The sequence below is a fragment of the Rhodococcus sp. PML026 genome (assembly GCF_000963615.1).
Taxonomy (GTDB): domain Bacteria; phylum Actinomycetota; class Actinomycetes; order Mycobacteriales; family Mycobacteriaceae; genus Rhodococcoides; species Rhodococcoides fascians.
Genome location: NZ_KQ031375.1, coordinates 409,445 through 432,507 on the forward strand (window position 1 = coordinate 409,445; position 23,063 = coordinate 432,507).

The window sequence follows — 23,063 nt, forward strand, 5'->3', positions numbered from 1 at the left end:
ACAGTGTCGCCCATGAGCAACGTCGTCGATGCCATCCTGACCCGGGTTCACGAACTGTGCCGGGACGACGCGTCGGGACAGGTCGCCGACTACATCCCCGAACTCGCAGCCGTGACGCCGGACGGCTTCGGTATCGCCCTGACGACCACCGACGGCTACCTGTACGAAGTCGGCGACACGAGGATGCCGTTCACCATCCAATCCATCTCGAAACCCTTCACCTATGCACTCGCGCTGGCCGACCGCGGGCTCGACGTCGTCGCAGGCAAGATCGACGTCGAACCCTCGGGTGAGCCGTTCAACGAGATCAGCCTGGACGCCGTCACCGAGCGGCCCCGAAACCCGATGATCAACGCGGGTGCGATCACGTCCGCGTCGCTCATCGGCGGCCGCACCGCAGAGGAACGATTCGAGCGCATCCGAGCGTCGTATTCCCGGTACGCAGGAAGGTCTCTGAGCTTCAACGACGCGGTGTATCGATCCGAAGCGCGCACCGGACACCGCAATCGCGCCATCGGCTACATGCTGCGGTCCTTCGGCATCATCGACCACGATCCGGAGGCCGCCGTGGACCTGTACTTCCGCCAGTGCTCGATCGACGTCACGGCGGCTGATCTGGCCATGATGGCCGCCACGATGGCCAACAACGGAGTCAATCCCCACACCAAGGAGCGCGCCCTGGCACCCGCACTGGTCGAACGCGTGCTGTCGGTGATGACGACCTGTGGCATGTACGACGGCGCAGGCGACTGGGTGGCGCGGGTGGGTATGCCGGCCAAGAGTGGGGTCGGCGGCGGCATCCTGGCGGTGCTTCCCGGGCAGATGGGCATCGCCGTCTACTCCCCCCGCCTCGATTCGCACGGCAACAGCGTGCGCGGCGTTGCTGCCTGCCGAGAACTCTCCACCAGACTCGAATTGCACTTTCTGCACGTCACTCGGGCCGCGAAATCGTCGATTCGACGTCGGTACGTTCTCACCGAGGCACCGTCGCGAAAACGACGATCCGAGATCGAACAGGCCACACTCGCTGCAGTCGGCGACCGCGCGCGGGTCTACGAGTTGCACGGGGACCTGCTGTTCTCGGGTGCCGAGACAGCGGTCCGCGAGATCGGCAACCTCGACCGGAATCTCGATGCACTCGTCATCGACGTTCGTGGCGTCGACGAGGTGAGCGACATCGCCCGTTCGATGTTCGAGGACCTACGCCGCGATCTCGCCGACCACGGCTGTGTGGTGTGCCTGGTGGATCCCAGAGCCATCATGGGCCACACGACGTCGAGCCTGGACCCGAATGATCCGGCGGGCCGGGTGTACTCGAGTCTGAGCTCGGCCATCCAGTGGGCAGAGAACCTGCTGCTCGATCGGCACTGCTCCGGCGCGCGGCAACCGGCAGAGATCACTCCGGCCGAGCACCCGTTGCTCGCCGGTCTGTCCACCGAGCAATTCGACTCGGTGACTCCTTATCTGGAGAAACGTCACTACGCACGGGGCGACGTCATCGTTCACCGTGGTGCGCCTGCAGCGGGTCTGTTCTTGATTCTGCGCGGAGAAGTGACATCGACGGCCGTGTCCGCAGACGGGGGCACACACCGCATCACGACGCTCTCCCCCGGGATGAGCTTCGGCGAGATGCCGCTGCTGATGTCGGTGCCGTTCCTGCTGGACATGGTGGCCGACACCCCTGTCGATCTGGTGGTCGTGTCGGTATCGCATTTCGAGGCACTGACTCGGGACGCCCCGGAAGTGAAGCTGGCGCTACTGGAAAATCTGGCCAGCGGCGCGTACGGCCAGATGGCGGCCGTCGTCAAGACGCTCGGGCGGTTCGACATCGGCATCTGATCCGACTGTCGAACCGCCCGAGTGGACGTGCTTGGCCCCTGATCAGGCGTCGAGCGTGATCATCGTGAGGACCTCGGTGGGCTGCGCCGAGCCGCCGGCAGGCTCGAGCGAGAACGCGAAGTTGGTCGACGCTCCCATGCCGTCCACCACGGTGCCGTCGCTCGACGTGAGCTGATCCTCGGTGACAACGCCGGCGGAGCGCGGCGCACCGTCGACGAACCACATCTGGTAGACCCGGCCCGAGGGCGGCTCCGGGACACCGTTCAGAGTCACCACGACCGCATCTCGGCTCAGCGAGTACGACACCTTTGCAGTGCCGCCACCCGGGAACTCCGCGGACGCCTCACGAGCGTCGGGCGCTGCGACGATCTGCTCGGCCTGGGAAGGCTGCGGGTCCGAGCCCATGGTCTGCGTGACGACGACTACACCGCCGACTGCGACGACGATCGCGGCAGCCGCGGACACCATCGAGTATCGCCACGTCTTCGAGCGCTCACGTCGGTGCCGGTGCAGTGGAGTGACGTTCGGCGGAAGTTCTCGGACCGTCGGCTCCTGATCGCTCGCGGCGACACGCGCTAGCACGGCCTCCCGCACGCGTTCGGGTGCGGGAGTGGCGTCTGCCGCCGCAGCCAACGCCAGCGTTTCGTGAATCTCACCCACGAGGATGTCGAATTGTGCCCGGGTCGTCTCGTCGACGCGGATTCGCTCGGATTCGATGGCGCGCCGCTCGGACTCGCTCATCGCGTGGAGGGCATAGACCTCCGCTTCGTCCAGCAGTCGTTGCCGTGACGCTTCACTCATTGCGGGATCACCCCCAGGCATGTCTTCAACTTGATCAATCCATCTCGTATGCGCGATTTGATCGTCGGCACGGCCACCCCGAGCCGTTCGGCAACCTCGCGATAGGTGTACCCGCTGTAATAAGCCATTCGTACCGACTCGCTCTGCGTATCGGTCAGAGTGTCGAGACAGGCCACGACCGCCTCCGATTCGAGCCGCTGGGTCACCGTCTCGAGTACCTCGTCGTGCTCGGGTGTGTGACTCACGGCACCGTACGCCGCCTCGCGGTCGGTACCCGACTGTTCGCTACGTACCCGATCGACCGCCCGGCGATGTGCCAGCGTCATGATCCACGCCAGCGGACTCCCCTGGCTCGGATCGTAATTCGGTGCCGCACGCCAGATCTGGAGGAACACCTCCTGCGCGGTCTCCTCGCTGTACCCCGGATCGCGAAGCACGCGCACCACCATCCCGTACACACGGGAGGACGTGGCGTCGTACAGTTCGGCGAAGGCCGACCGGTCGCCCTGGGCAACGGCGGCCATCAGGCGACGGAGACGGTCCGTCTCCTCGGCACGCAGATTCTTCAGCTGCGGGCTCGGTACTGCGCACACCGCATCCTCGACCGAGGTGCTGTCCTCGGACTCGGGCGGCGTTCGGTCACGGCCGGTGCCCGCAGATCCGGAAGCGTCGGAGAACGGCACGCTCATCGGACTGTCGTCCCAGCAGACGGGTTCATGATCGAGTTCATCGATCATGACACTAGTGGTCATGTAGCCCTCATATCGAAACCTCCGCGTTTTCCCGCCGCAGTACATATTCGGAACAAACACCCCGAGGGATGGTCCGCGACCGAAATTCGTTTGCGCAGAATTGGACCGGGCTTCATCCTGGGTGCGAGAATCGGACAAACGCGGGCAATCGGGCGGACAGCTCGATGGAGGGACGGACACGCATGACGGCCATCGAAACCCACGGGCTCGTCAAACATTTCGGCACCACCGCCGCAGTCGACGGCGTGGATCTGTCGATCCCGTCCGGCGGGGTGTACGGCGTACTCGGACCCAACGGGGCCGGGAAAACCACGACCATCCGGATGCTGGCGACACTTCTTCCGATAGACGGCGGCAGCGCACGAGTCCTGGGACACGACGTGGCAACCGAGCCGGAGGCCGTTCGCCGAAAAGTCTCTCTCACGGGTCAATTCGCCTCGCTCGACGAGGATCTGACCGGCACCGAGAATCTCGTTCTGCTGGCGCGGCTGCTCGGCTACTCACGTCCGGCCGCCCGAGCGCGCGCTGATCAACTGTTGACAGCATTCGACATCGCCGACGCCGGACCGCGACAGGTCAAGACCTACTCCGGTGGCATGCGCAGGCGCATCGACATCGCGGCGAGCATCATCGTCACCCCCGAGCTGATCTTTCTCGACGAACCCACCACCGGCCTGGACCCGCGCAGTCGCAATCACGTCTGGGAGATCGTCCGTGCACTGGTGGCAGGCGGCACGACGGTACTGCTGACGACGCAGTATCTCGACGAGGCCGACCACCTGGCCGGGCGCGTGGCGGTGATCGACCACGGCAAAGTCATCGCCGAGGGCACGACGGGCGAGCTGAAGGCATCGGTGGGATCGAACTCACTGCACCTGCGCGTGCTCGATGCCGGGCACCGGAATGCCGCGGCGAGAATCGTTCGAGATCTGGTCGGCAGCACCGTGACCGAGGACGCCGACCCGTTCACCGTGTCCGCACGACTGGACAATCCGGCGCAGGCGGCACCGATCCTTCCTGCTCTCGAATCCGCCGGAATCGCCATCGCATCCTTCACCCTCGGTCAGCCGAGTCTGGACGAGGTGTTCCTGGCGCTGACCGGGCACGACGCGGGAGCGGGAGTGGAGCCGGTGGGTGCGAAAAAAGCTGAAATCGACAACGGGGAGATCGCGTCATGACCACCGAGGCCCAACGATCCGCCCCACAGGCGTCGACGATCATCGATGTTCTCTCAGCCGCAGGTCCGAGGCCGGAGCGTCCGTCGTCGCTGTCGACCTCGCTGAGTTTCGGCTGGCGGGCGTTGCTGAAGATCAAGCACGTACCGGAGCAGTTGTTCGACGTGACGGCGTTTCCGATCATGTTCACGCTGTTGTTCACGTACCTGTTCGGTGGCGCTCTGGCCGGTTCGACCGACGCGTACATCCAGTTTCTGCTGCCGGGCATCCTGGTGCAGACCGTGGTGATGATCACGATGTACACCGGCGTGACGATGAACAAGGACATCGAGAAGGGTGTGTTCGACCGGTTCCGATCGTTGCCGATCTGGCGTCCGTCGCCGCTGGTCGGTGCGTTGCTGGGTGACGTCGTGCGCTACACGTTGGCGTCGGTGATCGTACTGATCTTGGGGCTGATTCTCGGTTTCCGGCCGCAAGGCGGGCTGCTCGGTGTGATCGCATCGATAGTGCTGTTGCTCGTGTTCTCGTTCTGTCTGTCCTGGATCTGGACGATGATCGCCATGATCGTGCGCACCGAGGCAGCCGTGATGGGGATGTCGATGTTCATCCTGTTTCCGCTGACGTTCGCGAGCAACATCTTCGTCGACCCCAACACGATGCCGGGGTGGCTTCGTGCGTTCGTCGACGTCAACCCGGTCAGCTTTCTGGTGACGTCACTTCGAGGCCTGATGCAGGGCGATGTCGACACCGGCCAACTCGGAGTGACTCTGGTCCTGTCGGCGGCGATGCTGGCGATCTTCGGACCGATCACGATGCGGCTGTACAACCGCAAGTCCTGATCCGCGCCTCCCGGTGCAAGCGTCAGGATGCGGCGCGGGCTCGGTGTCGGCGGACTGCGTCCCGATTCGAGCACACGGTTCCGCAGTACCGCTGCCGTCCGGTACGTGAGGTGTCGGCGAAGGCGGTCGTGCAGTCGGCTGCGGCGCACCGATGGAGTCTGTCCATTCCGCGACCGGTCAAGTGCAGCGCGGTACCGACACCGACCAGTGCCCTGATGACGCCGCCCAACGCGATGTTGGGATCGCGATAGTGCATGTGCCAGCCGTCGTCGGCATGGTTGGTCAGTCGCGGGTACGCGGATGCCTGTGCAAGGAGGGCGTTCAGGGCCTCGGCGCGCTCCTCGGCTGTCTCTGCATCCACCACGCGAGCCCACTCGCGGAGGAACTCGAGTGTGTCCGCGAGATCGTCGTCGGTGGCAGTCCAGTCGGGAACGAGGCCGGCGTCGATGCAGCGGGCACCCAGTTCGCTCGGCGACGTGGGTGGCCGGTTGAGGAGGTCGATGCCCAGTTTCACGGCATATTCTCCGTAAGGGTTGATGTGCACAAGACCATTACATCACAGTGGATGCATGGACATCGAACACAGCACACACTCCTGGACCACCCGCTCGCTCCACGACACCAGCGAAGGCCTCGTCGGCTACCAGGGCTGCCACTGCGGAGCTCAACGCATCGTCTCGGTACCCGCGCAGACATTCGCCCCGGTTGCCGAAGTGGATCACCCCAGCACGTTCGCCACCGCAGGCACCACCGTGTCGAGTGCATAGCCGATGGACAGCGCCGAGTTGGTGGCGTAGGACTTCGCGACTTCCGGGTCGTCGAACACGACGTAGCGGCCGTCCGCGACAGCCGGAATCCGTTGGAACAGCGGATTGTCGGTCACCTCGGACGGCGCCTTCTGGATGGGGAAGACGATCAGTACGTCGGCGTCGAGCAGGTCGAGCTCCTCCCCGGAAATCGGAACCGAGAAGCCGCGCGGCGGAAGAGAATCGATGGTCGGGCTGGTGACGAAGCCGAGCTTCTTCATGAACTCGAGTCGACTGTTCGACGAGATGTATGCGCCGTATCCGGTGCCGCTGTAGGCCCCGACCACCGCTGTCTTGCCGGCGAATTCCGGATGGGCAGCGGCCGTTGCATCGAAACGGTCGGCGATTCCTGCGAGCAGCGCGTCCCCTTCGGACTGCTTGCCGAGTGCCGTGGCCACCATCGTGACCTGCTGCTCGAGCGTTGTCAGGTAGTTGTCCGCCCCCGCCGGTATACCCACCGTCGGAGCAATGGCGGAAAGCGTGGCGTACCGATCGGCATCACCGGAGCTCTTGGTGTCGAGGATCAGATCCGGCTCGAGCGCCGCGACCTGCTCGAACGACGGCTCCTGCGTCCCGATGATCTGCGGTGGTGCGTCGTAGAGCCCGGCCGCCCACGGACCGACGCCGTCGCCGCCGAAGGCGAGCCAGTCGCTCGCACCGACCGGTGAGACACCGAGCGCCAGTGCGGTTTCCGCGTCACCCCAGCCGAGCGCGACGACGCGCTGCGGGGCACTGTCGACGGTCACGCCGCCGAACTCGGTATCGATCGTGACAGGGAACGCAGCCGCCGATCCGTCGGACGGCGCCTCCGATCCGGGTCCGTCGTCCCCGCCCGACCCACACGAGACGACGGCGGTCAGGAACAGCAGGGCGACCGACACAGCACCGACGGTGCGACGAATTCTCACCCGAGAAACGGTACGTCAGACTCGCCAAGATTGGTGAGGCAACCCTATTTACGGACGAAGCGGCCGATACATTCGACGTGGCTGGTCAGAGGAAACGCGTCGAACGCGCGCACGTCCGTCAGCTCGTAACCGGCTGCCCGGTAGAGGCTCGCGTCCCGCGCGAACGATGCCGGATCGCAGCCGATGTGGACGATCGTGCGGGGAGACCGCGTCGCGAGACCTTCGATGACGTCGCGTCCGGCACCGGCTCGCGGCGGATCGAGTACCGCCACCGCCACCGATTCCGGCAACGAACCCATCGATCGCTCGACCCGGCCCGGCGCGAACGAGACCTGAGCAAGGTCGTGCAGCGCCGAACGCCCGTCCTCGGCGGCCCGGCGCGAGAACTCGACGCTGGTGACACGTCCGCTCGATCCCACCCGCTCGGCGAGAGCCGCCGCGAACACGCCGACACCGCCGTAGAGATCCCATGCGCCGTCACCCGGCTCGGCGTCTGCCCAGTCGCGCACGACGTCGGTGTACACCTGGGCCGCTCCCTTGTGCGCCTGCCAGAAGCCGGTGGCATCGAGTGTCCACGGCCGCGCCGAGACGAATTCGGTGACGCGACCCGAGCCGATGACAGCCTTTTCCGGCCTGGCCCGGGACGACGCCGCTCGACGCGCCGACGCACCGCGGCGGCCCGGAGACCGGCGTCCGGTTCGCGTCAACTGGGCAGGTGCCACCTCCACCACATGGCGTTCACCCATACCGTCGAGGACCACCTGCAATTCGGCACCTGCGCGCCACTCACGATCCGACAATCCGTCGAACGCAACCGGATCCATTTGCGGGCACGACAACTCCGTGACGATCGAGCTGCTTCGATAGCGGTGGTAGCCGGGCCGTCCACCCGAATCGACTGCCAGCCGAACACGGGTCCGCCATCCGGTGCCATCGCCGGTGCCCGGCAACTCCTCGACCGGAACGGCCCGCTCGATGCCTGCAACGCGGCGCAACTGTTCGGCGACGACGGAAGACTTGAGTCGACGACCGGCTTCGTGGGTCGCGTGAGAATAGTCGCAGCATCCCGAACCACCGGGCCCGGAGATGGGGCAGCGAGCGTCGATGCGATCCGGAGACGCGGTGAGGATCTCGATCGCGTCGGCGCGGCAGAACGACCCACCGCGATCCTCGGTCACCTTGGCCATGACGCGTTCCCCCGGTAGCCCGTGGCGGACGAACACCACCCGACCTTCGTGACGGGCCACGCAGAACCCACCGTGTCCGGGAGCGCCCAGTTCGACGTCGAGCACCAGCCCGAACCAGTTCTCGGTCATTTGCCCGCCGGCGGTTCGTAGCCGCGACGCGATGCACCCGGCGCATTTCCGAGCACCTCGCGCCTGGCCTTCTCCGACGAGCGCAGCTGCCACGGAACGCTGGTGACCATCACGCCGGGTTGAAACAGCAGTCGGGACTTCAATCTCAGCGCACTCTGGTTGTGCAGGACCTGCTCCCACCAGTGACCGACGACGTACTCGGGGATGAAGACGGTCACCACATCACGTGGTGAGTCGCGTCGAACTCGTTTGACGTAGTCCAGAACCGGCTTGGTGACTTCGCGGTAGGGCGATTCGACGACCTTGAGGGGTACCGAGACGTCACTGGCCTCCCATTCACGTACCAATGCTCGGGTGTCCACCTCGTCGACGTTGACGGTGACGGCTTCGAGAGTGTCGGGCCTGGTCGCGCGTGCGTAGGCGAGAGCCCGCAGGGTCGGCATGTGCAGTTTGGACACCAGCACGATCGAGTGCGTGCGGCTGGGTAGCACGCCGTCCCACACCTCGTTCTCGAGCTCGCGCGCCACGGTGTCGTAGTGCTTTCTGATCATCCGCATCAGGATGAAGATGGCCACCATCGCCACGATCGCGATCCAGGCTCCGGCAGCGAACTTGGTGATCAACACGATCACGAGAACGGTCGCCGTCATGGCCAGACCGACGCTGTTGACCACCCGCGAGCGCTGCATCCTGCCGCGCTGCTCGCCATCGGTCTCGGTTCGGAGCAGGCGGGTCCAGTGCCGGATCATGCCGGTCTGGCTCAGGGTGAACGAGACGAACACACCCACGATGTAGAGCTGGATGAGCTTGGTGACCTCTGCTCCGAACACCACGACGAACACGATGGCTGCACCGGACAGGAACAGAATGCCGTTACTGAAGGCAAGGCGATCGCCGCGTGTGTGCAACTGTCGGGGTAGATACCGGTCCTGAGCGAGCACCGAGCCCAGCACGGGGAAGCCGTTGAATGCCGTGTTCGCGGCGAGTACCAGGATCAACGCCGTCACGGCGGTGATGAAGAAGAACCCAACGGGGAACCCGCTGAACACTGCCTCCGCCAACTGCGCGATCAACGTCTTCTGGTGGTAGCCATCCGGTGCCCCGATCAGCTGCGCCTCCGGGTCCATCGCGTACTTGATGCCGATCTTCTGCGCCAGCACGATGATGCCCATCAACAACGTGATGCCGATGCCGCCGAGCAGCAACAGCGTGGTTGCCGCGTTACGGGACTTGGGCTTCTCGAAGGCGGGCACCCCGTTACTGATGGCCTCGACTCCGGTCAGCGCCGCGCAACCCGACGAGAACGCCCGCGCGACGAGGAACGCGAACGCGATCCCGTACAGATGCGAGTCCTCCGCTTTCAGATCGAACGTCGCCGACTCGGCGTGAATGTCGTCTCCGAGCACGTAGACCCGGAACAACCCGTAGCCCAACATCAGGAACATGCCGCCCATGAAGGCGTATGTGGGAATGGCGAACGCGGCACCCGACTCGCGGATACCGCGCAGGTTGATCGACGTGATGAACACGATGGCCACCACCGCGAACAGCACCTTGTGCTGCGCGACGAAGGGTACGGCCGAACCGATGTTCGACGCGGCCGCCGAAATGGAGACCGCCACGGTCAGCACGTAGTCCACCAACAACGCACTACCCACGGTCAGACCCGCCGCAGGACCGAGGTTGGTGGTCGCGACCTCGTAATCACCACCACCGGACGGGTAGGCGTGCACGTTCTGCCGGTAGCTGGCGACCACCACCGCCATCACGACACAGACCGCGAGACCGATCCACGGAGTGAACGTGAGCGCCGATATCCCGGCCACGGACAACACCAGGAAGATCTCTTCGGGTGCGTACGCAACCGAGGACATGGCGTCCGAGGCGAACACCGGTAGCGCGATTCGCTTGGGTAGCAAGGTATGACCGAGCTTGTCGCTGCGGAACGGCTTACCGAGAACCAGCCGCTTTGCGGCAGTCGAGACCTTGGACACGATCAGAAGCGTAGGCCGTCGGGTCGCCGGCGGCGCAACCACGCGCCCTTTGACTTCCATCCGATGCCCACCCACGGTCGAGCCGGTGACGAATCCCCGATACGTTGGTGCTCGCATGCACACGGTGGCAATGTCGTCGGCAGTGTTGGTCGGCAATCGAGATCGGGACGGAGCTGGGCGTTGTACGTAGTTGTGATGGGGTGTGGCCGTGTCGGCGCATCGCTGGCCGGAGCGCTCGAGCGCATCGGGCACGAGGTGGCGATCATCGACCGCGACGAAACCGCGTTTCTGCGCCTCGACCCCGACTTCGGCGGGCATCGAGTAGTCGGTATGGGATTCGACCGAGATGTGTTGGTGCGCGCCGGAATCGAGAAGGCGGAGGCATTCGCAGCCGTATCCTCCGGTGACAATTCCAACATCATCTCCGCGCGCGTCGCGCGCGAGACGTTCGGCGTCGAGAAGGTCGTCGCCAGAATCTACGACGCCAAACGCGCCGCTGTGTACGAGCGCCTCGGTATCCCGACCGTGGCCACCGTGCCGTGGGCGACCGACCGGTTTCTGCACAATCTTCTGCGGGACGACCCCACCACCAAGTGGCGGGATCCGTCCGGGAGCGTCGCGGTGGTGCTGCTCGACTTCCACGATGCGTGGATCGGCAAGAAATTGTCGGTACTCGAGGATGCGACCCGGTCGCGGGCCGCGTTCGTCATCCGTTTCGGCACCGGACTGCTGCCCGACAAGCGCACCGTGATCCAGGCAGGCGACGAGGTGTACGTCGCTGCCGTCTCCGGGACCGTCGCCGAGGCCATCGCATTGGCCGGCAATCCGCCGCCGTCGGACGACTGATGCTCGCCCGTACGTTGTTCTCCTCCCCCATCGACCCGAACGGGAAGCCATGAAAGTCGCCATCGCCGGTGCCGGCGCAGTCGGCAGATCCATTGCACGCGAATTGATCCGAAGCGAGCACGAGGTGATGCTCCTCGAACGCAAACTCGACCACGTCGATCAGGCCGCGGTACCCGAGGCCGAATGGGTGCTCGCGGACGCCTGCGAGTTGAGTCTGCTCGAGGCCGCCCATCTCGAGAACTACGACGTGGTGATCGCCGCTACCGGCGACGACAAGGCGAACCTGGTGCTCAGCTTGCTGGCCAAAACCGAGTTCGGAGTGAACCGCGTGGTGGCCCGGGTCAACGACCCCAGAAACGAATGGCTCTTCGATGCGGCCTGGGGTGTCGATGTCGCAGTCTCGACCCCGCGCATGCTGGCGTCACTGGTGGAGGAGGCCGTGTCGGTAGGCGATCTGGTCCACCTGATGACATTCCGCAAGGGACAGGCAAATCTCGTGGAGATCACTCTGCCCGAGAACACGCCCCTGGCGGGCAAGCCGGTACGCAAGCTCCAGCTACCGCGGGACGCAGCACTGGTGACGATTCTTCGCGGTGGCCGTGTCATCGTTCCGCAGCACGACGATCCACTCGAAGGCGGTGACGAGTTGCTCTTCGTCGCGGCGAAAGAGGTGGAGGACGAACTACGTGCTGCGGTCGGTCTGACCTGACGGCAGCTCGTCGGCCTGTTGGTCGTTCGATGCGAGGTCCAGCGCTCGATCTGCCTGACGCACCGCCCACAGAGTCACCAGTAGGGCTACGCCGGTCAGGGGCCACCCCATCCCGATCCGTGCCACCGCGAGCCAGCCGGTCTGGTCCGAGTCGTAGAGCTGGGACTGAACGATATAGCGCGCAGCGAACACCGACGCCCAGGCGATGGTGGCCACGTCGTAGTAACGAACCGCAGACCGCTCCCGACGCCACGATGTTCCCTTGCCGTTGAGGTAACCCCAGATGACGCCGACGAGCGGCCACCGGGCGAGTACCGACAGCACGAACGCCCCGCCGTAGACGAGTGATGTATAGATGCCGAACAGGAAGTAGCCCTTGGCGTCCCCGGTGCGGTACGCGATGAAAGCGCAGATGCCGACGCCGAAGAATCCGGAGATGGCCGGTTGTATCGGGCTGCGGCGTACCAGCCGCCACACCAGAACGGCCGCGGCGACACCCAACGCCGCCCACAGAGCGACCGACAGGCCGAAGTAGCTGTTGAACGGGACGAAGACGACCACGGGCAGTGTGGAATACACCAATCCGCTCACACCGCCGAGCTGCTCGAGCACGGTGGGGGCGGCGGTCTTCACGGCGTCCGGCGTCGACGTGTCGGGTACCGGTTCCGGCATGTTCGACGTTCTCGGGTGCGGCACTGCATCGTCGCTGTTCGTCACGAGAACGAGAGTGCCATACCGGGGACGATCAGTTGTCGTCGCGCAGTTCGTAGTACGGGTTGTAGACGATCTTGCGTCCATCGCGTTCGCCGACCCGGCCACGCACCAGGACCGTCTTGCCCGGCTCGATTCCGGCAATCTTGCGCCGGCCGATCCACAGGAGAGTCACCGTGTCGGTGCCGTCGAAGAACTCCGCTTCGATGTTGGCGTTCGCGGCCTTGGAACACGCTTCGACGCTGCGTAGACGACCCAACATCGTGACCTCTTCGCCACGCGAGCAATCGCAGGCGCGTCGGGCTCCGGACGCTTCGGAGGATTCGGCCATCTCCTCGGCGTCGAGCTGATCGATGTCCTCGGTCAACTTTCGCGTCAAACGGCGAAAGTATCCTGCGGCAGCGGGTGCCATTGTGCGCTCCTGCGGGTGGGGGTCGTCTCGCAGCTCCACTCCTGGGAGCAGTTGCGGCGACCTGGGAGTTTCCCTCGTCATAGCTGGTACTTCGCCACTGTAGACCCGATCCGGCGCGCTGACCAACCACCGCCACGCCGTCGAACGGGGGCGTGCACAATCGTCTCGTGCACACCCGATTCGAGACCTCCACCGCGATCGTTCTACCGGGGACGGGATCGGACGCGCAGTTCGCGCAGGAGGCATTCGGGCAGGCGTTCGACGTTGTGGGATTGACCACTGTCGCCGTGGAACCCGACCCGACCGGCGTGGTGAGGAGCTACCTCGGTGCCCTCGACGACGCTGTACGCGCGCACGGTCCCGTCGTGGTCGCCGGAATCTCGCTGGGTGCAGCCGTCGCGGCGCACTGGGCCGAACGCAACCGCTCGAGTGTCGTCGCGTTGGCGCTGGCGCTGCCGGCGTGGACGGGCGATCCCACCGGCTCACCGGCTGCACTGAGTGCACGGTTCACGGCTGGGTCGCTTCGCGAACACGGGCTCGACAGCGTCACGGCGACCATGGCCGAGTCGAGCCCAGAATGGCTCGCGCGCACCCTGGCGCGATCCTGGGCGTCGCAGTGGCCGGCGCTCCCCCGCGCGTTGGACGAGGCGGCCTCGTACCGAGGCCCGGAGTTGGACCGTCTCGCGCGGATCGACGCGCCGACCGTCGTGGTCGGCGCGGTGGACGACCCGGTGCATCCGATCGCGGTTGCGGAGCAGTGGGCTCGCGCCCTGCCGAGAGGCGTACTGCGGACCGTGACTTTGACGGACATCGGACTCGACCCGGGGGTCCTGGGCCGAGAAGCCGTCGACGCTCTTACCGCGGCGCACGACGTCTGACGCCGATCAGCCCCCCAGTTGCTGAATCGCCGATCCGGACGCTCCGCGGCGCGGAGCGCGCTCGGCACCGGGTTGTTCGGCGTTCGGTTGCGGAGTCGACTGCTGCTGCGCCGCATCGGTGTTCGCATCAGGGGCGGTGGGCTGCGCCGGCGCGGCCTGCTGCGCTGCTTGCTGCTGCGCGGCAGCCGCCAGTTGCTCGGCCAACACATGCGGCAGAACCACCGGCAACGGAGTACGCACCGGGTGTGGATCGGTGCCGCGGTCGACGACGGTCTGTCGAAGAATCGAGTGCGCGAGCTGGACCAGGGGCTGGCCCTCCGCCACCGCGCCCGACGGCCCGGCGAGGACGCATCGAACCATCCAGCGATACCCGTCGACACCGATGAAGCGCAGATCGGCGTTGGCGGTGACACCGACCAGCTCGCGGCCCCACGGCCCGGTCTCCACGGTCGTCTCGGCCTTGTCGTTGCGGAGCGATGTCGCCAGATCGGCTGCCACCTCGCGCCACTGCCCCGGAGACTTCGGGGCAGCGTAGGCGGCGATGGTGATGCGCCCGAACTGGGTGACGATGTGTACTGCTTGCGGGCTGCCCGCCTGAGACATCTCGACCTGTAGTTGCCCGCCCTCGGGGAGAGGGATCAACACCGAGCCGAGATCCAGCCGGTTCGCCGCGACGGTCTCGCGATCCTGGTCCAGATCACCGAGATCGTGGGGGCCCTCGACGGTCGTGTCCGCGGTCGCATCGTCGTTGTCGTTGTCGTTGTCGTCGTCGCGGCCGTCGACGAATGGCTCCGCGCTGGACGCGGAGGCACTGCCGGCGTCGTTCTTCTTACGCCGTCCGAACATGTTCAGCTCTCTTCTTCTCGGTTGCATTCAGTTCGCTGTACACCGACGACCGTCGCGACAGACGCACTACGTAGGACGTCACTGCACCAGACTCGCATGTCCGCCGGTCGAACCGTGACCGCCGTCCCCTCGAACGGTGTCGTCGAGTCGATCCACTTCGACGAACTCGACCAATTCGACGCGCTGCACCACCAACTGAGCGATTCGATCGCCGCGATCGAGCACGATGGGCGTTCGGAGATCGTGGTTGATCAAGCAGACCTTGATCTCCCCGCGGTATCCAGCGTCGATGGTGCCAGGGGTGTTGACGACCGACAGTCCCGATTTGGCCGCCAGGCCCGAGCGCGGGTGGATCAGCCCCACCATCCCGAGGGGCAAGGCCACCGCAATCCCCGTGCCCACGAGAACCCGTTCGCCGGGAGCGATCGTCACTGGGGCGGTGATCCGCAGATCCACACCCGCGTCACCCTCGTGCGCACGCGTGGGAACCGGTAGATCTGGGTCCAACCGGCGAAGTCGAACCTCCCCGGGGCGGTCCGGGGGCACCTCGAGCTGGTCGCCGGAAAGCGTGTTGCGGGACTCGATGACTTCGTCACTCACGTCGAACGAGACTACGCTGATCTGGTTCGCCGTCGGCGCGGCGACTACCCTGGGTGGGGTGACTGCAGATCGACAGGCCGATAGGGCGAACCCCGAGTCCGACGACCCCACCTCGCGTGCCGGTTCCCCCGGCTCGGAGTCGGTGCTCTACGCCGAACGACTGTGGGTACCCCTCTGGTGGTGGGTGGCCGGCGCAGCGCTGGCGGTACTACTCGCAGCGGAAGTACACATGGGTGCCCCCGGTGTTCGCGCCTGGCTGCCCTACGTGTTGCTCCTGCCACTGGTCGCCTGGGCTCTGGTGGCGTTCAGCAGGCTACGTGTGCAGGTGGTGGCCACCGATCCGAGCTCGGACTCGGCCGAGTCGTCGTCCGCCGACCTCGAACTACGGGTCGGCAAAGCGCATCTGCCTCTCGATGTCGCGTCCAAGGCAGCCGTGGTGCCCGCGACAGCAAAAAGTGCGGCGCTGGGAAGGCAGCTGGACCCGCTTGCCTTCGTACAGCACCGCACCTGGGTGAAACAGATGGTGATCGTCGTACTGGACGACCCGGACGACCCGACGCCCTACTGGTTGATCAGCACCAAGCGGCCGGAGGATCTACTCGCCGTGCTCAGTGCCCACGGCGTGGAAGCTCGCTGACCCAGCCGTCGGGCTCTCGCTGCGAAACCTCACTGCCCGGCCGCTCGGCCGGGCATCGCCTGCCCTCGATCAGGGCTTGCCGTCGATCAGCGCTTGCCGTCGATCAGGCAGCGCAGTCCCGGCACATGAGGACGCCGTTGGCATCGCTGGCCAGTCGACTGCGGTGGTGCACCAGGAAGCAGCTCGAACAGGTGAATTCGTCCGCCTGCTTGGGAACCACCCGGACCGAAAGCTCTTCGCCGGACAGGTCGGCACCCGGGAGCTCGAAGGACTCGGCGGTGTCTGACTCGTCCACGTCGACGACTGCGGACTGCGCCTCGTTGCGGCGAGCCTTAAGTTCTTCGAGAGAGTCCTCCGAGACGTCGTCGGATTCTGTTCTTCTCGGAGCGTCGTAATCGGTTGCCATTGTTCTCGTAACCCCTCATCTTCGTACGTGTGTGGTGGAAGCTGCCGGTGTGGTCGGCTTGTGGCCGTCGGCTGTGAAGAGGGCGCTTGCTCGCTCCCACCGATTTGATTCTCGATCGAACAGGTTCATCACGCGGTGCCGGAAACTACACCGGGTAGTTCCCGAATTCCGCCGGTTGAAACTCGATCGAGATTTCGCTCACCTGATCGACGATTCACCGGCAGCTTTCTGTTTCTTAAGCACTGCGGCCGCCAGACAATAGCCGACGCCGACCCCAAAGCCGAAACCGAATCGCCGATCACTTGATTGCCTCCGTGCACGCCGCATCAACACCGAGATCACCGGCTTCATTCCGCAGTCCGCAGAAGCAGTTCTGCTGCTGGTTTTCGCGGTGCAAACGGGTCGCGGGCACTGCTTTCGGCGAGCTCGCGGCCGAGTGTGCCGTCGCCGAGGACCGCGGGCATCTACAGTAGGCACGCGTCGGTGTGAACCGACTCCGTGTACCGGTCTCGGCGACTGCCGACGGAAAGGCGAAGAATCACTGTGGTTTCTCTGATCACCGAAGGCCAGCCGGTCGACGACCGCGGCCGTCCGTTCCGTCGACGCCGCGCACTTCCGATCATCGCCGTGTTCGCAGTACTCGCTCTGCTCGCCGTGGTCGTGTGGGTCAAGGTGTTCACCACCACCGAGACGACATCGGCCACTGCCGAATGCAACACCCCGACCACGACCGCTGCCACCGACGGAACGCAGCCGGTTGCCCTCGGCGAGGAAGTCGACCCGACGACACTTCTCGACGTCGAGCCTGCCGCCCTGTCGGCATCGAAGGTACGAGTGTTCAACGCCAACGGCGAACGCGGCCAAGCTGCACACGTGGCGGCTCAGCTCAGTGACTACGGCTTCGCGAGTGCTCCGGACGTGCAGGTGGGCAACGATCCCGTCTACGTCGACCAGAACATGCAGTGCCAGGGCCAGATCCGATTCGGATCCGCGGGTATCGGTGCCGCGAGCGCAGTGTGGCTCCTCGCACCGTGTGCAGAACTCATCGAGGACTCGAGAACCGACGACTCGGTGGATCTGGCACTCGGCACCTACTTCAGCGAGATTCAGCCGAACGACGACGCAGAGGAAGTGCTACGCACGCTGGCGGGCGCAGCCCCCGGTGCCGCGCCGCAGCCCCTCGACCCCGATCTGCTCGCCGCCGCGCGTCAGTCTCGTTGCTGAGTCGATCGCGCTGCTGAGACGATCGCGCTACTGAGTCGGGCCAGTCCGTCAGCTCGGAATCGGATCGAGTGCGCCGACGAGTCGTAGGGCGGCAGTCAGGGGTTCGGCGATTCCCGGGGCCATCGCCACGGTGACGACCCCGTCCGCACTCGACGACGTCGCTGCGGGTACATCGACGAGGGCTCCGGCCTCGGCAGCGATCAGCGACCCCGCCGCCCAGTCCCACGGGCTGAGCCCGTGCTCGAAGTGTGCGTCGACGGCACCGGACGCGACCATGCACAGATCCAGTGCTGCAGAACCGATTCGGCGAATATCTCGCACCTTCGGAAGCAGTTCGGCGATGATCGCGCCCTGCGCCGCGCGGCGTCGTGATCCGTACCCGAATCCGGTGGCCAACAACGTCATCGACAATTCGGTCACACCCGAACACTGCAGCCGTTCGATACGACCGTCTGCGTACCGAGCCGTCGCCCCATGCCCCTGCGCGGCCGAATAGACCACATCGCGGGCCACGTCGACGACGGCCCCTGCCACGCTCACTCCGTCGATCTGCACCGCAACAGAGACCGCGTACGCAGGAATTCCGTACATGAAGTTGACGGTTCCGTCGATCGGATCCAGCACCCATCGAACTCCGGCGACGGATTCGTCCCCGCCACCTTCCTCCTCGCCGAGGACGGCATCGCCGGGACGCAGCTGCGCCAGCAATTCGCGAAGAACACGTTCGGTTTCGGTGTCCACGACGGTGACCGGATCGGTCGGTGTGCTTTTCGTCTGCACGGCCTCTGCCTCCGCGTCGGCACTGTCACCGAACACCTGCGGACGACGCGTTCGGACGTGCTCGGCTGCCTCCGTGGCAACCCGAACGGCAACCCCGCGCAGTACCTCCGCATCACGTGTCGTCGGTTCGGTATCCGACCGTTCTACGGTTGCCGGCGTCTGCGGCAATTGCTCAGTGGCGGTGTGGGTCTGCGTTCCGTCATGTTTCGGCACGCGTACATCGCAACACACTTCGCCGGCGCGGCACCACCGCGGCACTCGGCGGGCCGTCCGCTACAGCGTCGGCGTCACGCCGACGAACGGACGGCACTATTGTTCCGAAGCGACGGCACACACGAATTCGATCAGGCCAGGAGCGGCATCGACATGACACAGCCAGGTTCGGACAACAGCACCGCGGCGACGGCCGAGCGTCACGGGTTCGGCGTCGACGTCGGTGGCAGCGGCATCAAGGGCGGCATCGTCGACCTGAACACCGGTGAGCTCGTGGGCGATCGCTACAAGATCGAGACGCCTCAGCCTTCGACCCCCGACGCCGTCGCGCGGACCGTGGCCGAGATCGTCTCGCATTTCGAGTGGACCGGGCCGATCGGCGTCACCCTGCCCGCGGTGGTCACCAACGGTGTGGCGCGTTCGGCCGCGAACATCGACAAGAGCTGGATCGACACCGATGCGCGAGCATTGTTCGCCGAGGCCATCAGAAACGAGAACATCACCGTCCTAAACGACGCAGATGCCGCTGGGGTCGCTGAGGACAAGTACGGCGGCGGCAAGGGCAAGGACGGGGTCGTCGTTCTGCTCACGTTCGGCACCGGCATCGGTTCCGCCGTTCTGCACAACGGAGTTCTGCTGCCGAACACCGAATTCGGACACATGGAGATCGGTGGCAAGGAAGCCGAGCATCGCGCGGCGTCCTCGGTGAAGGAGAACAAGGGGCTGTCCTACAAGGAATGGGCCAAAGAGGTCTCCACCGTGCTCGCAACGTTCGAGGCGCTGCTGTGGCCCGACCTGTTTATCGCCGGTGGCGGAATCAGTCGCAAGAGCGAGAAGTGGATTCCCCACCTGACCAACCGAACTCCGGTGGTCCCCGCGACCCTGCTGAACACGGCGGGGATCGTCGGAGCGGCCCTCGCTGCGGACAGTGCCGTCGCGTCCGCCGAGACCGGTACATCGGCTGGATCACCGCACTGACACGCGGTGTCGCCACCTGCGAAGGACGAGGGTAGGTAACAAACTCCTGAGAGGTCGTTACAATGGTGTGTGCCGGTACGCAGCCGGCCGAATCCGAAGACCTCTCCGCCGGAAACAACTCTGGCGTGACGCCGCACGACTTCGTCACGAAAGGGCGTACGTGGCAGCCACCGATATCCGTCAGACCGTAGATTCCGAACCTGGAACTGCGACACCTGAACCTGCTGTCAAGGCACCCGCCGCGAAGGCACCGGCTAAGAAGGCACCGGCCAAACGCGCCGCCGCCAAGAAGGCACCGGCCAAGAAGGCCGCAGCGAAGAAGACAGCAGCTCCCGCCTCCGGCGATGACGTCGACGAGAGCACCCCGGGAATCGAAGACATCGACATCTCCGAAGGTGATCTTGCCGCCGCAGCGAACGACGTCGTCGAGGTCGTCGCCGCCGGTGACGACACCGAAGAAGACGCAACGAGCGAGCCGACCGCCGAGGACAAGGCGTCGGGCGACTTCGTCTGGGACGAAGAGGAATCCGAAGCGCTGCGTCAGGCCCGCAAGGACGCCGAGCTCACCGCATCAGCGGACTCGGTTCGCGCGTACCTCAAGCAGATCGGCAAGGTCGCCCTCCTCAACGCCGAGGAAGAGGTCGAGCTCGCCAAGCGCATCGAGGCAGGACTGTTCGCCGTCGAGAAGATGCGCGAGTCCGCGGAGAAGGGCGAGAAGCTCCCCGTCGCCCAGCGGCGTGACATGACCTGGATCTGCCGTGACGGCAACCGCGCCAAGAACCACCTGCTCGAGGCAAACCTCCGCCTCGTCGTCTCGCTGGCCAAGCGCTACACGGGCCGCGGCATGGCGTTCCTGGATCTTATCCAGGAGGGCAACCTGGGTCTGATCCGCGCGGTCGAGAAGTTCGACTACACCAAGGGCTACAAGTTCTCGACGTACGCCACCTGGTGGATCCGCCAGGCCATCACCCGTGCCATGGCAGACCAGGCCCGGACCATTCGTATCCCGGTGCACATGGTCGAGGTCATCAACAAGCTCGGACGCATCCAGCGTGAGCTCCTGCAGGATCTGGGCCGCGAGCCCACTCCGGAGGAACTCGCCAAGGAGATGGACATCACGCCCGAGAAGGTGCTGGAGATCCAGCAGTACGCTCGCGAGCCGATTTCCCTCGACCAGACCATCGGTGACGAGGGTGACAGTCAGCTCGGGGACTTCATCGAGGACTCCGAGGCTGTCGTCGCGGTCGACGCGGTGTCGTTCACGCTTCTGCAGGATCAGCTTCAGTCGGTGCTCGAGACGCTCTCCGAGCGAGAAGCAGGCGTGGTCCGCCTGCGCTTCGGCCTCACCGATGGACAGCCCCGCACCCTCGACGAGATCGGGCAGGTGTACGGAGTCACCCGCGAGCGAATTCGTCAGATCGAGTCCAAGACGATGTCGAAGCTGCGGCACCCGTCGCGGTCCCAGGTTCTGCGCGACTACCTGGACTGACAATCTTGGAACGACAAGCGACCGTCGATCTTCGGATCGGCGGTCGCTTCTCGTTACTGGCGACTGCCAGGTTTTGTCAGAGCACTGGCGTTCCGAAATCCCCGGCGGGCCCCGGTCGGTACTCGACGGCGGCAGTGACGGCCTCGAGCGGTAGCGGTCCGTACAGGTGCGGAAACAGCATCGACTGCGGGTCGGACGGCACACCAGGCTCCCACTGCACCCGCGCACTCAACCGCGCTGGGTCCAGCGTCAGCAGCACCACATCGGTGCGTCCTGGGAAGAGCCGGTTCGCGGGCAGATGCACCTGCTCGGGTGTGGAGAGGTGAACGAAACCCAGTTCGGCGAACGACTCCGGCGTGTACTCGGTACCGCCCCGGATTCTCGACCACTCCTCCGTGGTGCACAGATGTACGAGGACGTCGGTTCGATCGGTCACACCGCCATTGTGCCGGGTTCTCGGGGCCTCGTGGCCCCTACCCCGCGCGTCCCCGAGCCGTGTCCTGGAAGTCAGGGCGGGGGCAGCGTGGGTGCCCCACCGCGCGTTCGGCCCGGCAGGCCACCGAGCACCACTGCGGCGATGACGGCAAGGATTCCCAGGGACTCGAGCAGCGTCGGCACCTGGGTCAGCACCACGGCACCGACGACAGTCGCGGTCGCGGGCAGCAACGCCAACAGCAACGCGAAGCGAGCCCGACCCACTCGGACCAGGACGTACTGGTCGAGAACGTACGGAACGACGCTCGACAGCAATCCGACGCCCAGGCCCAGAACCCAGATGCGCCAGTCGCTCAGAACGTCGGTGTGCGCGAATGCGAACGGTGCGAACAGCGGCACGGCGAGAACCACCGATGCGATTCCGAAACCGGCAGCCATGTCGTCGAGCCCCTGCCCGGCGTCGGCCACGGACTTGCCCAGCACGATGTACGCCGCCCACAGAGCCGCCGAACCGAGCGCGAACGCGATTCCGATCAATCCCACCTCGCCGCCCTCGAACTGAGCCGACGCGATGGCAGCAACGCCGGCGACCACCAGAACGACCGCGAGTGCATCGGTGAGCTTCCGAGATCCTGCTGCGGCCACGACGATGGGGCCCAGAAACTCGATGGCGACCGCCGCACCGAGGGGCAGCCGAGCGATGGCCTCGTAGAACATCACGTTCATGCCGATGGTGGCCGCTCCGAACGCGGCGGCGGTCACCGCGCGTCGTACCGTCCAGACGGATCCGGCACCGCCGCGTCGACGCCACGGCCTACGCCAGGCGATCAGGACGACAGCGGCACCGAAGCCCCGCAGCCAGGCCACCGCAGCCGGGTTCACCGTGTCGAACAGGAACACTCCGATGGCCGCACCGACGTACATGCATACGGCACCGATCACGAACAGCGACGGGATACCCAGCCTCGAAGCGCCGGACAGCGAGAAAGAAGTCGAAGCCACACCGGGACCCTACTGCCGCCACCCGTCCGATTCCGTATCAGCTGTCAGCTGTCAGCGAACAGGATCCACGGCGTTCCTGCTCGTAGGACATGTTTCGTGTTAGTGACAACACAAAGAAACGCGCTCGGGAACAACGCGTGACCGCCATACGTCTGACAGAGTGAACAAACCGCGCCATACCGACGCGGCGGACCGGCCCCAGGCGAACGGGACATACCCGCAAGCCAGTACGGAGGAGTCATGCCCGGAACATTGACCAGCCCACAATTGACAGCAGCGGACCGGTGCGACCGGTGCGGTGCAGGGGCTCGCGCGCGTGTCGTGCTCTCGACCGGTGGAGAGCTTCTCTTCTGCGGTCACCACGCCACCGAGCACGAAGCCCGCTTGCGTGAAGTGAACGCAACGGTGATGACCGAATCGGACTCCACGGTGTAGCCCACCGACTCGTCGGGGGACGCCAGTTCGCC

26 protein-coding genes are annotated in these 23,063 nt (G+C 65.4%); 12 read left to right on the forward strand and 14 right to left on the reverse strand.

Going from position 1 to position 23,063, the window contains the following annotated elements; genetic code table 11:
- Positions 1 to 12: 12 nt before the first annotated feature.
- A complete protein-coding gene (gene glsA, locus VF34_RS17355) occupies positions 13 to 1,839 on the forward strand; it encodes a glutaminase A (protein WP_045841782.1) in 1,827 nt (608 codons plus the stop codon).
- 42 nt (positions 1,840 to 1,881) lie between these two features.
- Here glsA and VF34_RS17360 read toward each other — a convergent pair whose 3' ends face one another.
- Both VF34_RS17360 and VF34_RS17365 read right to left on the reverse strand, forming a co-directional pair.
- Positions 1,882 to 2,640, reverse strand: coding sequence for an anti-sigma factor (locus tag VF34_RS17360; protein ID WP_032382119.1), 759 nt, complete (start codon positions 2,638 to 2,640; stop codon positions 1,882 to 1,884).
- Complete coding sequence (locus tag VF34_RS17365) at positions 2,637 to 3,392, reverse strand: sigma-70 family RNA polymerase sigma factor (RefSeq protein ID WP_027496905.1); 756 nt, start codon at positions 3,390 to 3,392, stop codon at positions 2,637 to 2,639. The genes VF34_RS17360 and VF34_RS17365 overlap by 4 nt, the downstream gene beginning before the upstream one ends.
- Positions 3,393 to 3,556: 164 nt before the next feature.
- Here VF34_RS17365 and VF34_RS17370 point away from each other — a divergent pair, with 164 nt between their 5' ends.
- Both VF34_RS17370 and VF34_RS17375 read left to right on the forward strand, forming a co-directional pair.
- Positions 3,557 to 4,570: a daunorubicin resistance protein DrrA family ABC transporter ATP-binding protein gene (locus VF34_RS17370; protein ID WP_045841783.1), complete on the forward strand. Its 1,014-nt coding sequence runs from the start codon at positions 3,557 to 3,559 to the stop codon at positions 4,568 to 4,570.
- The gene (locus VF34_RS17375) at positions 4,567 to 5,406 is read left to right on the forward strand and encodes an ABC transporter permease (protein WP_027496904.1); all 840 of its coding nucleotides are present in this window, start codon (positions 4,567 to 4,569) and stop codon (positions 5,404 to 5,406) included. The genes VF34_RS17370 and VF34_RS17375 overlap by 4 nt, the downstream gene beginning before the upstream one ends.
- A gap of 22 nt (positions 5,407 to 5,428) precedes the next feature.
- On the opposite strand, the gene VF34_RS17380 is transcribed toward VF34_RS17375, so the two are convergent.
- Positions 5,429 to 5,950 carry a CGNR zinc finger domain-containing protein gene (locus tag VF34_RS17380; RefSeq protein ID WP_032382120.1) on the reverse strand — a complete coding sequence of 174 codons (522 nt, stop codon included), beginning with the start codon at positions 5,948 to 5,950 and terminating at the stop codon, positions 5,429 to 5,431.
- Positions 5,951 to 5,975: 25 nt separating this feature from the next.
- Here VF34_RS17380 and VF34_RS25040 point away from each other — a divergent pair, with 25 nt between their 5' ends.
- Complete coding sequence (locus VF34_RS25040) at positions 5,976 to 6,173, forward strand: hypothetical protein (RefSeq protein WP_037219315.1); 198 nt, start codon at positions 5,976 to 5,978, stop codon at positions 6,171 to 6,173.
- On the opposite strand, the gene VF34_RS17385 is transcribed toward VF34_RS25040, so the two are convergent.
- From VF34_RS17385 to VF34_RS17395, 3 genes are read right to left on the reverse strand one after another with little or no spacing between them, the layout of a single operon-like run.
- A complete protein-coding gene (locus tag VF34_RS17385) occupies positions 6,125 to 7,120 on the reverse strand; it encodes an iron-siderophore ABC transporter substrate-binding protein (RefSeq protein WP_230591730.1) in 996 nt (331 codons plus the stop codon). The two genes, VF34_RS25040 and VF34_RS17385, sit on opposite strands and share 49 nt — an antisense overlap.
- Positions 7,121 to 7,164: 44 nt before the next feature.
- On the reverse strand, positions 7,165 to 8,436 hold the full coding sequence (locus VF34_RS17390; RefSeq protein ID WP_032382121.1) for a class I SAM-dependent RNA methyltransferase: 1,272 nt from the start codon (positions 8,434 to 8,436) through the stop codon (positions 7,165 to 7,167).
- On the reverse strand, positions 8,433 to 10,430 hold the full coding sequence (locus tag VF34_RS17395) for an APC family permease (RefSeq protein WP_032372799.1): 1,998 nt from the start codon (positions 10,428 to 10,430) through the stop codon (positions 8,433 to 8,435). The genes VF34_RS17390 and VF34_RS17395 overlap by 4 nt, the downstream gene beginning before the upstream one ends.
- A 180-nt stretch (positions 10,431 to 10,610) precedes the next feature.
- On the opposite strand from VF34_RS17395, the gene VF34_RS17400 reads away from it, so the two are divergent.
- Both VF34_RS17400 and VF34_RS17405 read left to right on the forward strand, forming a co-directional pair.
- Positions 10,611 to 11,276 carry a potassium channel family protein gene (locus VF34_RS17400; RefSeq protein ID WP_027496899.1) on the forward strand — a complete coding sequence of 222 codons (666 nt, stop codon included), beginning with the start codon at positions 10,611 to 10,613 and terminating at the stop codon, positions 11,274 to 11,276.
- A 49-nt stretch (positions 11,277 to 11,325) separates the two neighbouring features.
- Positions 11,326 to 11,985 (forward strand): potassium channel family protein, encoded by a 660-nt coding sequence (locus tag VF34_RS17405; RefSeq protein WP_032365054.1) that lies wholly within the window; start codon positions 11,326 to 11,328, stop codon positions 11,983 to 11,985.
- On the opposite strand, the gene VF34_RS17410 is transcribed toward VF34_RS17405, so the two are convergent.
- Positions 11,959 to 12,657: a DUF3159 domain-containing protein gene (locus VF34_RS17410; protein WP_045841924.1), complete on the reverse strand. Its 699-nt coding sequence runs from the start codon at positions 12,655 to 12,657 to the stop codon at positions 11,959 to 11,961. The two genes, VF34_RS17405 and VF34_RS17410, sit on opposite strands and share 27 nt — an antisense overlap.
- Positions 12,658 to 12,730: 73 nt before the next feature.
- A complete protein-coding gene (locus VF34_RS17415) occupies positions 12,731 to 13,108 on the reverse strand; it encodes an OB-fold nucleic acid binding domain-containing protein (RefSeq protein WP_027496896.1) in 378 nt (125 codons plus the stop codon).
- A 167-nt stretch (positions 13,109 to 13,275) separates the two neighbouring features.
- Between VF34_RS17415 and VF34_RS17420 the strand changes: the two genes are divergently transcribed.
- Positions 13,276 to 13,986, forward strand: a complete 711-nt coding sequence (locus VF34_RS17420) for an alpha/beta fold hydrolase (RefSeq protein WP_231578242.1) — start codon at positions 13,276 to 13,278, stop codon at positions 13,984 to 13,986.
- A gap of 6 nt (positions 13,987 to 13,992) precedes the next feature.
- On the opposite strand, the gene VF34_RS17425 is transcribed toward VF34_RS17420, so the two are convergent.
- Positions 13,993 to 14,832 (reverse strand): DUF3710 domain-containing protein, encoded by an 840-nt coding sequence (locus VF34_RS17425; protein WP_045841785.1) that lies wholly within the window; start codon positions 14,830 to 14,832, stop codon positions 13,993 to 13,995.
- Between the two features lie 78 nt (positions 14,833 to 14,910).
- Positions 14,911 to 15,378: a dUTP diphosphatase gene (gene dut / locus VF34_RS17430; protein ID WP_027496893.1), complete on the reverse strand. Its 468-nt coding sequence runs from the start codon at positions 15,376 to 15,378 to the stop codon at positions 14,911 to 14,913.
- Positions 15,379 to 15,574: 196 nt separating this feature from the next.
- Here dut and VF34_RS17435 point away from each other — a divergent pair, with 196 nt between their 5' ends.
- Positions 15,575 to 16,069 (forward strand): DUF3093 domain-containing protein, encoded by a 495-nt coding sequence (locus tag VF34_RS17435; RefSeq protein WP_045841925.1) that lies wholly within the window; start codon positions 15,575 to 15,577, stop codon positions 16,067 to 16,069.
- A gap of 103 nt (positions 16,070 to 16,172) precedes the next feature.
- On the opposite strand, the gene VF34_RS17440 is transcribed toward VF34_RS17435, so the two are convergent.
- Entirely contained in the window at positions 16,173 to 16,475 is a 303-nt protein-coding gene (locus VF34_RS17440) for a DUF4193 domain-containing protein (protein WP_027496891.1), read from the reverse strand.
- A gap of 543 nt (positions 16,476 to 17,018) precedes the next feature.
- On the opposite strand from VF34_RS17440, the gene cei reads away from it, so the two are divergent.
- Positions 17,019 to 17,699, forward strand: coding sequence for an envelope integrity protein Cei (gene cei / locus VF34_RS17445; RefSeq protein WP_027496890.1), 681 nt, complete (start codon positions 17,019 to 17,021; stop codon positions 17,697 to 17,699).
- A gap of 48 nt (positions 17,700 to 17,747) precedes the next feature.
- Here cei and VF34_RS17450 read toward each other — a convergent pair whose 3' ends face one another.
- Positions 17,748 to 18,647 carry an inositol monophosphatase family protein gene (locus tag VF34_RS17450; protein ID WP_080731040.1) on the reverse strand — a complete coding sequence of 300 codons (900 nt, stop codon included), beginning with the start codon at positions 18,645 to 18,647 and terminating at the stop codon, positions 17,748 to 17,750.
- Positions 18,648 to 18,845: 198 nt separating this feature from the next.
- On the opposite strand from VF34_RS17450, the gene ppgK reads away from it, so the two are divergent.
- The gene (ppgK, locus tag VF34_RS17455; RefSeq protein ID WP_045841926.1) at positions 18,846 to 19,670 is read left to right on the forward strand and encodes a polyphosphate--glucose phosphotransferase; all 825 of its coding nucleotides are present in this window, start codon (positions 18,846 to 18,848) and stop codon (positions 19,668 to 19,670) included.
- Positions 19,671 to 19,830: 160 nt separating this feature from the next.
- On the forward strand, positions 19,831 to 21,159 hold the full coding sequence (locus VF34_RS17460) for an RNA polymerase sigma factor (RefSeq protein WP_027496887.1): 1,329 nt from the start codon (positions 19,831 to 19,833) through the stop codon (positions 21,157 to 21,159).
- Positions 21,160 to 21,235: 76 nt separating this feature from the next.
- On the opposite strand, the gene VF34_RS17465 is transcribed toward VF34_RS17460, so the two are convergent.
- Together VF34_RS17465 and VF34_RS17470 are read right to left on the reverse strand one after the other, a co-directional pair.
- On the reverse strand, positions 21,236 to 21,595 hold the full coding sequence (locus VF34_RS17465) for a DUF952 domain-containing protein (protein WP_045841786.1): 360 nt from the start codon (positions 21,593 to 21,595) through the stop codon (positions 21,236 to 21,238).
- Between the two features lie 71 nt (positions 21,596 to 21,666).
- Positions 21,667 to 22,596: an EamA family transporter gene (locus VF34_RS17470; protein WP_045841787.1), complete on the reverse strand. Its 930-nt coding sequence runs from the start codon at positions 22,594 to 22,596 to the stop codon at positions 21,667 to 21,669.
- A gap of 240 nt (positions 22,597 to 22,836) precedes the next feature.
- Here VF34_RS17470 and VF34_RS24740 point away from each other — a divergent pair, with 240 nt between their 5' ends.
- Positions 22,837 to 23,031 (forward strand): DUF7455 domain-containing protein, encoded by a 195-nt coding sequence (locus VF34_RS24740; RefSeq protein WP_027496884.1) that lies wholly within the window; start codon positions 22,837 to 22,839, stop codon positions 23,029 to 23,031.
- Positions 23,032 to 23,063: the final 32 nt, after the last annotated feature.

Excerpts from the sequence above, each read along its gene's own strand:
- glsA (WP_045841782.1), top strand. The coding sequence starts at position 13 with ATGAGCAACGTCGTCGATGCCATCCTGACCCGGGTTCACGAACTGTGC.
- VF34_RS17360 (WP_032382119.1), bottom strand. The coding sequence starts at position 2,640 with ATGAGTGAAGCGTCACGGCAACGACTGCTGGACGAAGCGGAGGTCTAT.
- VF34_RS17365 (WP_027496905.1), bottom strand. The coding sequence starts at position 3,392 with ATGACCACTAGTGTCATGATCGATGAACTCGATCATGAACCCGTCTGC.
- VF34_RS17370 (WP_045841783.1), top strand. The coding sequence starts at position 3,557 with ATGGAGGGACGGACACGCATGACGGCCATCGAAACCCACGGGCTCGTC.
- VF34_RS17375 (WP_027496904.1), top strand. The coding sequence starts at position 4,567 with ATGACCACCGAGGCCCAACGATCCGCCCCACAGGCGTCGACGATCATC.
- VF34_RS25040 (WP_037219315.1), top strand. The coding sequence starts at position 5,976 with ATGGACATCGAACACAGCACACACTCCTGGACCACCCGCTCGCTCCAC.
- VF34_RS17390 (WP_032382121.1), bottom strand. The coding sequence starts at position 8,436 with ATGACCGAGAACTGGTTCGGGCTGGTGCTCGACGTCGAACTGGGCGCT.
- VF34_RS17405 (WP_032365054.1), top strand. The coding sequence starts at position 11,326 with ATGAAAGTCGCCATCGCCGGTGCCGGCGCAGTCGGCAGATCCATTGCA.
- VF34_RS17410 (WP_045841924.1), bottom strand. The coding sequence starts at position 12,657 with ATGCCGGAACCGGTACCCGACACGTCGACGCCGGACGCCGTGAAGACC.
- VF34_RS17415 (WP_027496896.1), bottom strand. The coding sequence starts at position 13,108 with ATGGCACCCGCTGCCGCAGGATACTTTCGCCGTTTGACGCGAAAGTTG.
- VF34_RS17425 (WP_045841785.1), bottom strand. The coding sequence starts at position 14,832 with ATGTTCGGACGGCGTAAGAAGAACGACGCCGGCAGTGCCTCCGCGTCC.
- VF34_RS17440 (WP_027496891.1), bottom strand. The coding sequence starts at position 16,475 with ATGGCAACCGATTACGACGCTCCGAGAAGAACAGAATCCGACGACGTC.
- ppgK (WP_045841926.1), top strand. The coding sequence starts at position 18,846 with ATGACACAGCCAGGTTCGGACAACAGCACCGCGGCGACGGCCGAGCGT.
- VF34_RS24740 (WP_027496884.1), top strand. The coding sequence starts at position 22,837 with ATGCCCGGAACATTGACCAGCCCACAATTGACAGCAGCGGACCGGTGC.